This is a genomic window from Pseudonocardia sp. DxW, from assembly GCF_058448985.1.
The window spans coordinates 183,407-196,285 of record NZ_JBZFLK010000005.1 but is presented as its reverse complement, the minus strand read 5'-3'; the positions used below and the strand labels follow the sequence as shown (position 1 = coordinate 196,285).

Annotated in this window: 15 protein-coding genes; 5 read left to right on the top strand and 10 right to left on the bottom strand. The window is 74.6% G+C overall.

Annotated elements, in window-relative coordinates; genetic code table 11:
• The 7 genes from ACVJO7_RS09840 to ACVJO7_RS09810 form a co-directional block, all read right to left on the bottom strand.
• Entirely contained in the window at positions 1 to 351 is a 351-nt protein-coding gene (locus tag ACVJO7_RS09840; protein ID WP_491672593.1) for a hypothetical protein, read from the bottom strand.
• Positions 348 to 1,244: a prolipoprotein diacylglyceryl transferase gene (gene lgt, locus ACVJO7_RS09835; protein ID WP_344018966.1), complete on the bottom strand. Its 897-nt coding sequence runs from the start codon at positions 1,242 to 1,244 to the stop codon at positions 348 to 350. Before lgt ends, ACVJO7_RS09840 begins: the two co-directional genes overlap by 4 nt.
• Before the next feature lies 1 nt (position 1,245).
• A complete protein-coding gene (gene trpC / locus ACVJO7_RS09830) occupies positions 1,246 to 2,058 on the bottom strand; it encodes an indole-3-glycerol phosphate synthase TrpC (RefSeq protein WP_491672706.1) in 813 nt (270 codons plus the stop codon).
• A gap of 76 nt (positions 2,059 to 2,134) precedes the next feature.
• Positions 2,135 to 2,755, bottom strand: a complete 621-nt coding sequence (locus ACVJO7_RS09825; RefSeq protein WP_344018964.1) for a Trp biosynthesis-associated membrane protein — start codon at positions 2,753 to 2,755, stop codon at positions 2,135 to 2,137.
• A complete protein-coding gene (locus ACVJO7_RS09820) occupies positions 2,752 to 4,326 on the bottom strand; it encodes an anthranilate synthase component I (protein WP_491672592.1) in 1,575 nt (524 codons plus the stop codon). The genes ACVJO7_RS09825 and ACVJO7_RS09820 overlap by 4 nt, the downstream gene beginning before the upstream one ends.
• A gap of 55 nt (positions 4,327 to 4,381) precedes the next feature.
• The gene (locus ACVJO7_RS09815; RefSeq protein ID WP_491672591.1) at positions 4,382 to 5,038 is read right to left on the bottom strand and encodes a response regulator; all 657 of its coding nucleotides are present in this window, start codon (positions 5,036 to 5,038) and stop codon (positions 4,382 to 4,384) included.
• Positions 5,035 to 6,273, bottom strand: coding sequence for a sensor histidine kinase (locus ACVJO7_RS09810; protein WP_491672590.1), 1,239 nt, complete (start codon positions 6,271 to 6,273; stop codon positions 5,035 to 5,037). Before ACVJO7_RS09810 ends, ACVJO7_RS09815 begins: the two co-directional genes overlap by 4 nt.
• A 107-nt stretch (positions 6,274 to 6,380) precedes the next feature.
• Between ACVJO7_RS09810 and ACVJO7_RS09805 the strand changes: the two genes are divergently transcribed.
• From ACVJO7_RS09805 to ACVJO7_RS09785, 5 genes are all read left to right on the top strand, one after another.
• Positions 6,381 to 7,286: a hypothetical protein gene (locus ACVJO7_RS09805; RefSeq protein WP_491672589.1), complete on the top strand. Its 906-nt coding sequence runs from the start codon at positions 6,381 to 6,383 to the stop codon at positions 7,284 to 7,286.
• 51 nt (positions 7,287 to 7,337) lie between these two features.
• The gene (locus tag ACVJO7_RS09800; RefSeq protein ID WP_491672588.1) at positions 7,338 to 8,039 is read left to right on the top strand and encodes a GntR family transcriptional regulator; all 702 of its coding nucleotides are present in this window, start codon (positions 7,338 to 7,340) and stop codon (positions 8,037 to 8,039) included.
• Between the two features lie 147 nt (positions 8,040 to 8,186).
• Positions 8,187 to 8,471 (top strand): hypothetical protein, encoded by a 285-nt coding sequence (locus ACVJO7_RS09795; protein ID WP_491672587.1) that lies wholly within the window; start codon positions 8,187 to 8,189, stop codon positions 8,469 to 8,471.
• Positions 8,468 to 9,946: a sodium:solute symporter family protein gene (locus ACVJO7_RS09790; protein WP_491672586.1), complete on the top strand. Its 1,479-nt coding sequence runs from the start codon at positions 8,468 to 8,470 to the stop codon at positions 9,944 to 9,946. Before ACVJO7_RS09795 ends, ACVJO7_RS09790 begins: the two co-directional genes overlap by 4 nt.
• A 40-nt stretch (positions 9,947 to 9,986) precedes the next feature.
• Positions 9,987 to 10,868 carry an oxygenase MpaB family protein gene (locus tag ACVJO7_RS09785; protein WP_491672585.1) on the top strand — a complete coding sequence of 294 codons (882 nt, stop codon included), beginning with the start codon at positions 9,987 to 9,989 and terminating at the stop codon, positions 10,866 to 10,868.
• A 109-nt stretch (positions 10,869 to 10,977) separates the two neighbouring features.
• On the opposite strand, the gene hisI is transcribed toward ACVJO7_RS09785, so the two are convergent.
• From hisI to priA, 3 genes are read right to left on the bottom strand one after another with little or no spacing between them, the layout of a single operon-like run.
• Complete coding sequence (hisI, locus tag ACVJO7_RS09780) at positions 10,978 to 11,334, bottom strand: phosphoribosyl-AMP cyclohydrolase (RefSeq protein ID WP_491672584.1); 357 nt, start codon at positions 11,332 to 11,334, stop codon at positions 10,978 to 10,980.
• Positions 11,335 to 11,342: 8 nt separating this feature from the next.
• On the bottom strand, positions 11,343 to 12,116 hold the full coding sequence (hisF, locus tag ACVJO7_RS09775) for an imidazole glycerol phosphate synthase subunit HisF (RefSeq protein ID WP_491672583.1): 774 nt from the start codon (positions 12,114 to 12,116) through the stop codon (positions 11,343 to 11,345).
• Positions 12,116 to 12,862, bottom strand: coding sequence for a bifunctional 1-(5-phosphoribosyl)-5-((5-phosphoribosylamino)methylideneamino)imidazole-4-carboxamide isomerase/phosphoribosylanthranilate isomerase PriA (priA, locus tag ACVJO7_RS09770; protein ID WP_491672582.1), 747 nt, complete (start codon positions 12,860 to 12,862; stop codon positions 12,116 to 12,118). The genes hisF and priA overlap by 1 nt, the downstream gene beginning before the upstream one ends.
• Positions 12,863 to 12,879: the final 17 nt, after the last annotated feature.

Below are 12,879 nucleotides of genomic sequence, written 5' to 3'. Positions count from 1 at the left end.
TCACCCGCCCTCCGGGGTGCACCCGGCGTTGCTCCAGCCTGCCCCGACCGCGCCCGGTCGGCGGCGCTCCCGGAGGATCCACCCTTCGACGCCTTGGCACAGCAACGTTCGTCGAGCAGCGAGCCTATCGCCACGACGCAATCCGGTAGCACCGTTCGGGAGCGAGCCGTTCGAGCCGATGCCGATCGTTCCCGGGACGAAGCCGTGCCGTCCGGTGAACACCGCCGCAAGCTGGGAAGCATCGCCGCCGGGAGCGCGTGACGATGCGGGCACTGCCCACTGACGGCTGTCGGCCAGCAGGCCGTCGTAGAACTCGACGGCACCGTCGCCGAAGCCCACGAAGGAGCTCACGCGTCCTCCCGGGTCGCGGGACTCTCCTCCGGATCCGGTTGGGAGAACTCCTCGCGCCCCTTGGGCGCGAGCACCAGGTAGGCGATCGCCCCGGCGAACAGCACCGCGGCCACCACCACGTTGATCCGCAGGTCACCGAAGACCCGGGTGGCGGGGTCGGTGCGCATCAGCTCGATGAAGAACCGGCCGAAGGTGTAGCCGGCGACGTAGACGGCGAAGGCGCGGCCGTGGCCGAGCCGGAAGCGCCGGTCCGCGTACACCACGAGCCCCGCGACGGCGAGGTTCCACAGCAGCTCGTAGAGGAACGTGGGGTGCACGACCGCGATCGGCGTCGGGTCCAGCGCGACGCCGCCGAGCGGGTCCTCCAGGCCGGTCCCCGGATCGACCCGGCGGTAGATCTCCAGGCCCCAGGGCAGCGTGGTCGCCGCGCCGTAGAGCTCCTGGTTGAACCAGTTCCCGAGCCGCCCGACGGCCTGCGCCACCACGATGCCGGGGGCGACCGCGTCGGCGAACACCGGCAGCGGCACGCCGTGCCGCCGGCAGCCGATCCAGGCGCCGACACCGCCGAGCGCGATCGCGCCCCAGATGCCGAGCCCGCCGTTCCAGATCGCCAGCGCACCCCAGGGGTCGCCGCCGGGGCCGAAGTAGACGTGCCAGTCGGTGGCGACGTGGTAGAGCCGCCCGCCGACCAGGCCGAACGGCACCGCCCACACGGCGACGTCGAGCACCGTGCCGGGCAGCCCGCCGCGGGCGACCAGCCGCCGCTCGCCCCACCACAGCGCGATCGCGATGCCGGCGATGATGCACAGCGCGTACGCCCGGATCGGGATCGGGCCGAGGTGCCAGACCCCGCGGTCCGGGCTGGGGATGGACGCGAGGACGGTCGTGACCATCTCAGGCCCCGGTGCGGCTGCAGGACGGGTGGAAGCCCGCCGCGACGAGCCCGCGGACCGCGGCCGCCGGGTCACCGCTGGTGACCAGGCCCTCGCCGACGAGCACCGCGTCGGCGCCCCAGCCGGCGTAGGTGAGCAGGTCACCCGGGCCGCGGACGCCGGACTCGGCCACCTTGATCACGTTCGACGGCAGGCCGGGCGCGATCCGGCCGAACACCGAGCGGTCCACCTCGAGCGTGTGCAGGTTGCGCGAGTTCACCCCGATCAGCTTCGCCCCGGCCTCCAGCGCGCGGTCGCACTCCTCCTCGGTGTGCACCTCGACCAGCGGGGTCATGCCGAGCGACTCGACCCGGTCGAGCAGCGAGTCGAGCACCGGCTGCTCCAGCGCGGCGACGATCAGCAGCACCACGTCCGCGCCGTGCGCCCTGGCCTCGTGCACCTGGTACGGCGTCACGATGAAGTCCTTGCGCAGCACCGGGACGTCCACCCGGGCGCGCACCGCGGCGAGATCGGCGAGCGAGCCGCCGAACCGGCGCTGCTCGGTCAGCACGCTGATCATCCGGGCGCCGTTCGTCGCGTAGGCGTCGGCCAGCTCCGCGGGATCCGCGATGTCGGCGAGTGCACCCTTGGACGGGCTGGCCCGCTTGACCTCCGCGATCACCCCGACGCCCGGCTCGCGCATGGCGGCCATCGCGTCCCGGGGCGGCACCGCCGCAGCGGCCCGCCGCTTGATCTCCGCCAGGTCGACGGCACGTTCACGTTCGGCGAGGTCCGCGCGGACTCCGTCCACGATGGACTCCAGCACGCTCGGCACGCGCCCGCCGTCCTCGTTCTGGCCCACCGCGTCGATTCCTCCTCCACCGGCGCTCCGCCCGGTCGTCGGCGCCATGCTAGTTGTCGCTCTCGCGCGGCCCGACGGTCGGGTCGCCGCCCGCGTCGAGCCGCTCCCAGGCCGCCCGGTCCGGGTCGGTCTCGGGCGGCTTCGCCCCGGGCGCGGCGTACCGGCCGCCGAGCCGAGGCAGCCGGTGCTCCCGGATCACCAGCAGCACCGCGACGACGACGGCGACCGCGCCCCCGGCCACCGCCAGCCACGGCCACGGGGTCGCCTGCACCGCGCCGATCCCCTCCGGCGCACCGCCGGTGTTCAGCCCGGCGCGGGCCGAGGCGAGCTCGGCCGGGGACGGCGGCACCGCGACCAGCCGCAGCGTCAGCACGACGGCGGCGCCCGCCCCGAGCGCGACGAGCACCCCGAGCAGCCGGCGCGCGATCCCGGACAGCGCCACCAGCGCGGCAACCGCGGCGACCAGCAGCGCCGCCACCGCGGTCACCGCGGGCTGCAGCTGCGCGCCGGTCGCCGAGGCCGCGACCGTCCCGCGGGTCGCGGTCGGCACGTCGACGGTGAACCACGGCGCGGTGCCCGACCCCCACAGGGCGGCGGCGCCGACGAGCAGACCGAGCACCACGACACCCAGGCCGCGGCGGTCGTCGCGGGCGGCGGGCGCGGCCGTCATGCGGTGACCTCGGGCGGCCGCAGCGAACCCGCGGCCGCGACGGCCGACAGCACCGCCCCGGCCTTGTTCAGGCACTCGGTGTCCTCGGCGGCCGGGTCCGAGTCGGCGACGATCCCGCCGCCGGCCTGCACGTACGCCGTGCCGTTGCGGATCAGCGCGGTCCGGATGGCGATCGCGGTGTCGGCGTTGCCGGCGAAGTCGAGGTAGCCGACGATGCCGCCGTACTGCCCGCGCCGGGTCGGTTCCAGCCGGTCGATCACCTGCATCGCGCGCACCTTCGGCGCCCCGGACAGCGTCCCGGCCGGGAAGCAGGCGAGGACGGCGTCGAAGGCGGCCCGGTCCCGGCGCAGCAGCCCGGTCACCGTCGACACCAGGTGCATGACGTGGCTGTAGCGCTCGATCTCGAAGAAGTTCCGGACCGTCACCGTGCCCGGCTCGCAGACCCGGCCGAGGTCGTTGCGGCCCAGATCGACCAGCATCAGGTGCTCGGCGCGCTCCTTCTCGTCGCCGCGCAGGTCCTTCTCGAGCTGCAGGTCCTCCTCCTCGGTGGCGCCGCGCCACCGGGTGCCCGCGATCGGGTGCGTCGTCGCGCGCCCGTCGAGCACGGTGACCAGCGCCTCCGGGCTGGAGCCGACGATCGAGAACGGCTCGCCGCCGGCGGCGTCCTCCAGCTGAAGCAGGTACATGTACGGGCTGGGGTTGGTCGTCCGCAGCACCCGGTACACCTCGAGCGGGTCGGCCGCGCAGGGCATCTCGAACCGCTGGGACAGCACGATCTGGAACGCCTCGCCGGCCCGGATCTGCTCCTTGGCGTCCTCGATCGCGTCCTGGTGCTGCTCCGGGGTGCGGCGGCGGGTGAACTCCGGCTCGCCCGGCCGGTAGACCGCCACGGTGCTCGGCGCGGCGGCGCCCAGCTCGCCGGTCATCCGGTCCAGCCGGGCGACCGCGTCGTCGTAGGCCTGGTCGACCCGGGCGTCGGTGGCGTCCCAGTTGATCGCGTTCGCGATCAGGGTGATCGTGCCCTCGTGGTGGTCGAGCGCGGCCAGGTCGGTGGCCAGCAGCATCACCAGCTCGGGGAGGTGCAGGTCGTCGACGGCCGGATCGTCCGGGTCGGCGATCCGCTCGACCCGGCGGACGACGTCGTAGCCCAGGTAGCCGACCATCCCGCCGGTCAACGGCGGCAGCCCGGGCAGCGGCTCGGAGTGCAGCTCGGTGACCACCGAGCGGAGCGCGTCCAGCGGGTCGCCGGTGGTCGGCAGCCCGTCCGGGACCTCGCCGGTCCAGTGCAGCTCGCCGTCGACGACGGTCAGCGCGGCGGCGCTGCGGGCGCCGACGAACGACCAGCGCGACCAGGACCGCCCGTTCTCGGCGGACTCCAGCAGGAACGTGCCGGCGGCCCCCTGTGCCAGCTTGCGGTAGACCCCGACCGGGGTCTCGTCGTCGGCGAGCAGCCGGCAGCTCACCGGGATGACCCGGTGCTCCCGGGCGAGCTCCCGGAACTCCTCGCGGCTCGGGCTCACCGCACCCAACGCGGCCACGGGGACGGACGTGGTGGTGGGGCTCGCGGTCATGCGACCCATTGTCCCCGAGCCCGCCGGGCGCGGACGGCGGGGTGAAGCCGGGCCGCTATCCGGCCGGGAACCGCGGGTCGACGAAGCCGGACTCGTAGGCGGCGACGACGGCCTGGGTGCGGTCCCGGGAACCGGTCTTCGCCAGCACGGCGGCGACGTGTGTCTTGACCGTCTCGACGCCGAGGTGCAGCTCGGCGGCGATCTCGGCGTTGGACAGGCCGCGCGCCACCAGCCGCAGCACGTCGCCCTCGCGGGCGGTGAGCCGGGCGCCGGCGAGCCGGTCGCCGTCGCCGGTCGCGAACCCGGCGACCAGCTCCCGGACCGCGGCCGGGAACAGCAGCGACTCCCCCGTCGCGACGGTGTGCACGGCACGCACGATGTCCCGCGGCGGCGTCCGCTTCAGCAGGAAGCCGGTCGCCCCGGCGCGCAGCGCGTCGTAGACGTGGCGGTCGTGGCCGAAGGTGGTCAGCACCAGCACCCGCGGCGGGTCCGGCCGGCGCAGCAGCTCCCGGGTGGCGGTGATCCCGTCCACCGCGGGCATCCGCACGTCCATCAGGACGACGTCCGGCCGCAGCCGCCCGACCAAGCCGGGGACCTCGGCACCGTCGACGGCCTCGCCGACGACCTCCAGACCGGGCTCGGCCCCGATCACGGCCCGCAGGCCGGTGCGGACCAGCTCCTCGTCGTCGACCAGCAGCACCCCGGTCGTCATGTCCCTCCCCCGCCCGTGGGCAGGTGCGCGTGCAGCACCCACCACCCGTCGTCGTCGGGGCCCGCGCCGAACGTGCCCCCGAGCAGCGCGACCCGCTCCGCCGCGCCGGCCAGTCCGGTGCCGGTCCGGCCGCGCCGGCGCCGGACGCCCGCCGGATTGGCGATCCGCAGCTGCACCGCGTCCCCGGTCCGGCCCAGCCGCAGGGTCGACGGCCCGGGGCCGCTGTGCCGCAGCGCGTTGGTCAGCCCCTCCTGGACCAGCCGGTGCAGTTCCCGGGACACCGTCGCGGGCAGCCCGGCCACGCCGTCCACCTCGGCGGACAGCTCCAGCCCCGCGGTGCGGGCACCGGTCAGCAGGGCGTCCAGCGCGGCGGGGCCGGGGGCCGGCGCGTCCCCGGCCGCCGGGTCCCCGGCTGCGGTGTCACCGTCCCGCAGCAGGCCCAGCACATGGTCGAGATCGTCGAGCGCGGCCCGGCCGGTGTGCTCGATCGCCTCCAGCGCCCGCCGGACGAACGCCGGATCGCTCTCCAGCACGGTCGCCGCCGCGCCGGCCTGCAGGGTGGTCACGGTCAGCGCGTGCCCGACCGAGTCGTGCAGCTCGCGGGCCAGCCGGGCCTGGCCGGCCTGCCGGTCGGCGCGCCGCCGGGAGCGCTCCAGCTCGGCGGCCAGCCGTTCGGCCGCGGTGGGCCCCAGCAGCCGCGGCGCGATCCGGGCCTGCACCCCACCCAGCAGCACCGGGACGGCGGCGGCGACCGGCAGCAGCGCCAGGCCGGCGAGCGGGGTCCACCACGCCGCCGCACCCGTCGGCAGCCCGGGCAGCGGCTCCCACGGCGCGAGCAGCAGGCCGGCCGCCTGCGGGATCACCAGCAGCACCGCCGCGGCGGCGACGGTCCCGCAGGCGACGCAGAACAGCAGCCAGCAGGCGGCGCGCAGCCGGCCCGCGGCGCCCGGTGCGGCAGCCGGCCCGGGCAGCGTCGCGGCGGCCGGCTCGGGCAGCTCGGACACCGGATCGAGCAACGTGCGGGCGGCGGCCGTCGCCAGCTCCCGGACCCCGGGCAGCACCAGCACCCCGGCGCCGACCAGCACCGCGGGCACCGCCAGCAACGTCGCCGCGGCCGGCCCGGCGCCGGACCGCACGATCTCCGACAGCAGCCAGGCCAAGCCGGCGTAGGGCAGCAGGACCACGGCGCCCAGCAGCACGTGCAGTGCACGGCGCGCGGCCCTCCCAGCACTCACCCGACGATCGTGGCAGATCGGGGGCCCCGCGGGCTCCCTCCCGCGGGGGACCCGGTCCCCTCGCGGGCGGGATCCGTCGGGAGCCCCGGCCGCGCAGGCTCGACGGCATGACCGACACGATCACCGCCCGCCGCGCCCTCGGGATCGCCGCGACGGCGGGCACGCTGCCCTATCTGTCCCTGAAGATCGCCTGGCTGACCGGGAACCCGGTCGGGATCGACGACCCGGCCCTGCTGCAGGACGACGCCTGGAACGCCGCCAACGCGGTCACCGCACTCCTCGCGCTGTGCGTGGCCGGGCTGGCAGCCGTGCTCGGCTCCCGGTGGGCGCTACGGGCGCCTGCCGTGGTCGTCCTGTGGCCCGCCTGGGTCGGCACCGGACTGCTGGTGCCGGCCACGCTCGTCGCCCCACTCGCCCTGTTCACCCCCACCTCGCCGGGCGGCGGGGTGGCCGGCTGGATCACGCCCATGGTCTACGGCGGGTTCGCCTGGCAGGGATTCTTCCTGCTCGCCGCGTTCGCGCTGTTCGCCCGGGACCGCTGGTGGACGGCCGTGCTGCGGTCCGGGCCGGCCCCGGAGCCGCTGCGCCCGCTGCTCCGGGCGACCGCGGCCGGCGGCGCGGTCACCGCAGTCGTGTCGGTGGCGCTGTACCTGGTCGCCGCCGCCGGGGCCGGCTCGGTCAGCGGTGTCGTGGTGGACACGGTGCACGCCGCACTGGTCGCCGCCGGTGTCGCCGGGGTCCTCTCGCTCGTCGCCGGGCGGCCGGGCCCGGTCGCCGTGGTCGCCGCGTGGACCGGGAGCGCGGTGCCGTTCGCCGGCGGGTTGTGGGCCGTCGTGTCGGCGGTGGGCATCGCCGGGCCGGGGAGCGCACCGGCACTGCGCGGGCTCGCCGACCTGGCCGGCCTGCTCGGTGGGTTCGCGTTGGCCGTGGCCGCACTGATCGCCGTCAGCAACACCGCAGTCTCGTACACAATCAAGACCACTGCACGTCGCAATCCAGACGGCAACGGTTGAAAATCGCCATCGATCACCTTACTTTGTGCACAATCAGAAGGAGGTGGTCGCGTGACCTGGGACGACGACGTTCCGGGCGCCGGCGAGCAGGCCGCCGACCGGGTACACGCCACGCTGCGCGCCGAGATCCTCGACGGTGTCCGGACCGCGGGGGCCCGGTTGCGCGAGGAGGAGATCGCCGCCGCCCAGGGCACCAGCCGGACCCCGGTCCGGGAGGCGATCCGCAGGCTCGCCGCCGACGGTCTCGCCGAGATCGCACCGCGGCGCGGCGCCGTCGTGGTCGCGTGGGACGCCGACGACCTCGACGAGTTGTTCGACCTGCGGGTCGTGCTCGAGGGACACGCGGCCGCCCGGGCCGCCGTCTCCGGGCGGGCCGATCCCGCCCGGCTGCACGCGCTGTGCGACCGGATGGAGGCGCTGCGCTCGCCGCCGGACTATCCCGCGATCACCCGGCTGAACCTGGAGTTCCACCGGGAGGTGCACCGCGCGGGCGGTCGGCGGGTGCTGCCCGAACTCGTCGCACGCGTCGTCGAGGCACCACTCGTGCAGAGCACCATCAGGCGCTACACCCCCGCCCGGCTCGACCGCAGCTTCGCTCAGCACCGCGACCTGGTCGCGGCGATCGAGGCGGGCGACGCCGACTGGGCCCGCGCCGTCATGACCGCGCACCTCCGGGCCGCCCGCGAGGTCGTCCGGGACGCGGCGGCCGCGACCGGACCCTCCGACCCGGACCACCTGGCCCGGACCACCTGACCCGGCCACCCGACCCGGACCACCCGACCGAGCACGTCCGACCAGCCGACCGGGCCACCGAACACACCCGGCCCACGACCAAGCCCCCCGGACCGAGCGACCCGCCCGGGTCACCGAGCCCCGCCGACGACGACGAGGAGCACACCCGTGGACCAGCACCGCACCGACGAACCGGCATCTCCAGAGCAACGCGAACCCATCCGCTCGCCGTGGCTGTTCGCCGTGCTGCTGGCGATCCTGCTCGTCGGGACGCCGCTCTGGTACCCCACCGGCATGATCGAGCCCCTGGTGTTCGGTGTGCCGCTCTGGTTCGCGGTCGCTGTGCTCAGCACGCTGGCGTTCTCCGCGTTCGTGTCGTGGATCTGCCTGCGCCACTGGAACATCGCCGAGCCCGCTGAGGAAGCTGCGGCCAGCCGGGAGGGCGAGCGATGAACGAGCTCATTTTCGCGGGCCCCAGCGGCGTCGCGATCCTGTGCACCTTCGCGGTCGTCATGCTGGTGATCGGCTGGTTCGCCGGGCGTACCGGCGACACGGGGACGGCGCGCGGCTACTTCACCGCGGGCGGCGGCCTGGGCATGGTAACCCTGTTCTTCACCCTCTACGCCACCCAGTACAGCGGCAACTCCGTCGTCGGGTACCCACCGCAGGCCTACCGCGAGGGCTTCCTGTGGTGGCACTCGGTGCCGTTCATGATCAGCATCATCGCGGTGTACCTGCTCTTCGCGCCGCGGCTCTACGTGGTCGCGAAGCGGAAGGGCTTCGTCACCCCGACCGATTTCGTCCGCGACCGGTTCGGCAGCACCCCGCTGACCCTGCTCAGCATCGCCCTGATGCTGTGGGGGCTGGGCAACTACGTCCTCGAGCAGCTCGTCGCCATGGGGCACGGCATCGCCGGGCTCACCGGCGAGACGATCCCGTACGAGATCGGCGTGCTCGGGTTCATCGTCGTCATGCTGGCGTACTCGTGGTCGGGCGGCATGCGCGCGGTCGCGATGACCGACGTCCTGCAGGGCATCGCCTTGCTGATCGGCGCCGGCTCGCTGCTGGTCGGCGCGGTGTACCTCACCGGCGGGCTCGGAACCCTCACGACCTACCTGTCCGAGACCGCACCGGAACTGGTCGGCGCCCCGGAGAAGGTGGACGCCGTCAACTGGATCGCGATGATTCTGATGATCGGTTTCGGGGCGGCCGTCTACCCGCACGCCATCCAGCGGGTGTACTCGGCACGCAGCGAGCGGACCCTCAAGCGCTCGCTCGCGATCATGGCGTGGATGCCGCTGGCCACCACCGGTGTGGTGTTCGTGGTCGGCCTCGCCGGGCTGCAGCTGTTCCCCGGACTCGACACCGGTGCCTCCGAGCAGCTCGTCGGCATGATCGCCAACGAGGTGGCCGCCACGAATCTCGTCTTCTACCTGCTGATGATCCTGCTGTTCGGCGGTGTCGTCTGCGCGATCGTGTCGACGGCGGACTCCGCGGTCCTGGCGTTCGCCTCGGTGGTCTCCAACGACCTCTACGGGCGCTACGTCGCGCCCGAGGCCTCCGACCGTCGCAAGGTCCTCGTCGGCAAGCTCGTCGGTGTCGTGATGGTGTTCGTGCTGCTCGCGATAGCCTGGAACCCTCCCGGGACCCTGTACAGCATCTTCGTGCTGAAGTTCGAGCTGATCGTCCAGCTCGCGCCGGTGTTCATCCTCGGGCTTTACTGGAAGCGGATGGCCGCCGGGCCGACGTTCTGGGGGATGCTCACCGGGACCGTCGTCGCCGGTGGCGCCACGCTGGTCGGGCTCGGCCCGTTCTACGGGGTCCCGGCCGGCCTCGTCGGGCTCGCCGCGAACGTCGCGATCTGCGTGATCGGGTCGCTGCTGGTCACCCGCCGCGACACCGACACCGGCGCTCCGGTCCCCGTGTGACCCGGTGGCCGTGCCCGCGCGGTGGCCGCACACTGGGCCGGTGACCGACATCGTCCCCCGGCTGCCCGCCGTCGTCGCCGACCGGCTCGCGACCCTGCGGTCGCGAGTCGGCTCGGCGGTGTTCACCCGGGTCGCCGGGGACGAGGGCGCCGGCCGGCGGGCCCGGATCCTCGGCGCCGAGGGGCCCCGCTGGTTCGCCGAGGACGCGCCGGTCCGCCGGGTGCACGGGGACGCCTCGATGTTCGTCGGCGGCCTGCGTGCGCTGCTGCTCCAGTCCCTGCACCCGCTCGCGATGGCCGGGGTCACCGGGCACTCCGGGTTCCGCGGTGACCCGTGGGGACGCCTTCAGCGCACCTCCTACTTCCTCGCCGCCACCACGTTCGGCCCGGCCGAGGAGGCGGAGCGGGTGATCGCCCGGATCCGGCGGGCGCACGCCCCGGTGCACGGGACGGCGTCGGACGGGCGGCACTACTCGGCATCGGATCCACACCTGCTCCGCTGGGTGCACGTCGCCGAGATCGACAGCTTCCTCGCCGCGCACGACCGCTACGGCAGGGAACCGCTGGACGCCGCCGGCCGGGACGGCTACGTCGCCGACACCGCGCGGGTCGCCCGGGCGCTCGGTGTCCCGGACCCGCCGGAGAGCGCCGCCGAGCTCGCCGACCAGATCGACGCCTACCGACCCGAGCTCCACGGCACCCCGGAGGCCCGCGACACCGCCCGGTACCTGCTGCTCCGACCGCCGCTGCCGCCGGCGGCGAGGATTCCCTACGCGATGCTGGCCGCGGCGTCGGTCGGGCTGCTGCCGTGGTGGGCCCGGCTGCCGCTGCGGCTGCCGTGGCTGCCGGTCACCGAGGCGACCGCCGTCCGGGCCGGCGGGACGCTGGTCACCGCCGGGATCCGCTGGGCGACCACCGGGTGATCACGGCGCGGTCGGTGGGACCTCGCGGCTCGGCCACCGTTCCGACGGCCCCCTCCACCGCCCGTCGCGCCGTCGCTACCGCTGTCCCGGACTGGCAGGACGTCGGTGCTCAGCTGCTGTCCGCGGCCAGCAGGACGTCGGTGTCGAAGCAGGTGCGGGTGCCGGTGTGGCAGGCGGGCCCCTCCTGGTCGACGACGACGAGGACCGCGTCGCCGTCGCAGTCCAGCCGGACCTCGTGCACGTGCTGGACGTGCCCCGAGGTGCCGCCCTTGACCCAGTACTCCTGCCGGGACCGCGACCAGTAGGTGCCGCGGCCGGTGGTCAACGTGCGGTGCAACGCCTCGTCGTCCATCCAGCCGACCATCAGGACCTCGCCGGCGCGGGACTGGACGACCGCGCACACCAGGCCGTCGGCGTCCCGCTTCAGCCGGGCCGCGATCGCCGGGTCCAGTTCTGACTCACGCACACGCGGGCTCACCTGACCTCCACTCCCCCGGCACGCATCGCGTCCTTCACCTCACCGATCCGCAACTGTCCGAAGTGGAAGACGCTGGCCGCGAGCACGGCGTCCGCCCCGGCGCGGACCGCCGGCGTGAAGTGCTCCACCGTCCCGGCGCCGCCGGAGGCGATCACCGGCACGTCCACCACCTTCCGGACGGCCTCGATCATCTCCAGGTCGAACCCGGCCCGGGTGCCGTCGGCGTCCATCGAGTTCAGCAGGATCTCGCCCACGCCCAGCTCCTGGCCACGGGCCGCCCACTCCACCGCGTCCACACCTGCGGAGCGCCGCCCGCCGTGGGTGGTGACCTCGTAGCCCGACGGCTGCGGCCGCTCCCCGTCGGGGACCCGGCGGGCGTCGACCGAGAGCACGATGCACTGCGAGCCGAACCGGCGCGACATCTCGTGCAGCAGCTCCGGGCGGGCGATCGCGGCGGTGTTGACCCCGACCTTGTCCGCGCCGGCGCGGAGCATCCGGTCGACGTCGTCGGGGGTGCGGATGCCGCCACCGACGGTCAGCGGGATGAACACCTGCTCCGCGGTGCGCCGCACCACGTCGATCATCGTCGCGCGCTCCCCCGACGACGCGGTGACGTCGAGGAAGGTCAGCTCGTCGGCACCCTCGGCGTCGTAGACCCTGGCCATCTCGACCGGATCGCCCGCGTCGCGCAGCTCCTTGAAGTTGACGCCCTTCACCACCCGCCCGGCGTCGACATCCAGGCACGGAATGACGCGGACCGCGACGCCCATCAGCCCACCTTCCGGACGGCGTCGAGGGCCTCGGGCAGGGTGAACCGGCCGGCGTAGAGCGCCTTGCCGATGATCGAACCCTCGATGTTCACCCCGGACGCGGCGACCTCGGCGAGGCGGACCAGGTCGGCCACCTCGGAGATCCCGCCCGACGCGACGACCGGCGCCTTCGTGGCGTTCGCGACCTCGGTGAGCAGCTCGACGTTCGGGCCGGTCAGCGTGCCGTCCTTGGACACGTCGGTGACGACGTAGCGGGCGGCTCCGTCGCCGTCGAGGCGGGCGAGGGTCTCCCACAGGTCACCGCCGTCGGCCGTCCAGCCGCGGGACGCGACCCGCCGCCTGCCGTCGATCATCTTGACGTCCAGCCCGATCGCGATCCGCTCGCCGTGCTCGGCGAGCACCTTCGCGCACCACTGCGGCTGCTCCAGGGCGGCGGTGCCCAGGTTGAGCCGGGCGGCGCCGGTGGACAGCGCGCGCTCCAGGGACTCGTCGTCGCGGATGCCGCCGGACAGCTCGACCTTCACGTCCAGCCTGCCGATCACCTCGGCCAGCAGCGGGGCGTTCGAGCCGCGACCGAACGCGGCGTCCAGGTCGACCAGGTGGATCCACTCGGCGCCGTCGCGCTGCCAGGTCAGGGCGGCCTCCAGGGGCTCGCCGTAGCCGGTCTCGGTACCGGCCTCGCCCTGTACCAGCCGGACGGCTGCGCCGTCGGCCACGTCCACCGCGGGAAGCAACGTGAAGCTCACCGGTCCAGCCTACGAGC

Bases quoted from the DNA above. Each gene is read 5' to 3' on its own strand.
- lgt (WP_344018966.1), bottom strand. From the start codon at position 1,244: ATGGTCACGACCGTCCTCGCGTCCATCCCCAGCCCGGACCGCGGGGTC.
- ACVJO7_RS09825 (WP_344018964.1), bottom strand. From the start codon at position 2,755: ATGACGGCCGCGCCCGCCGCCCGCGACGACCGCCGCGGCCTGGGTGTC.
- ACVJO7_RS09820 (WP_491672592.1), bottom strand. From the start codon at position 4,326: ATGACCGCGAGCCCCACCACCACGTCCGTCCCCGTGGCCGCGTTGGGT.
- ACVJO7_RS09815 (WP_491672591.1), bottom strand. From the start codon at position 5,038: ATGACGACCGGGGTGCTGCTGGTCGACGACGAGGAGCTGGTCCGCACC.
- ACVJO7_RS09805 (WP_491672589.1), top strand. From the start codon at position 6,381: ATGACCGACACGATCACCGCCCGCCGCGCCCTCGGGATCGCCGCGACG.
- ACVJO7_RS09790 (WP_491672586.1), top strand. From the start codon at position 8,468: ATGAACGAGCTCATTTTCGCGGGCCCCAGCGGCGTCGCGATCCTGTGC.
- hisF (WP_491672583.1), bottom strand. From the start codon at position 12,116: ATGGGCGTCGCGGTCCGCGTCATTCCGTGCCTGGATGTCGACGCCGGG.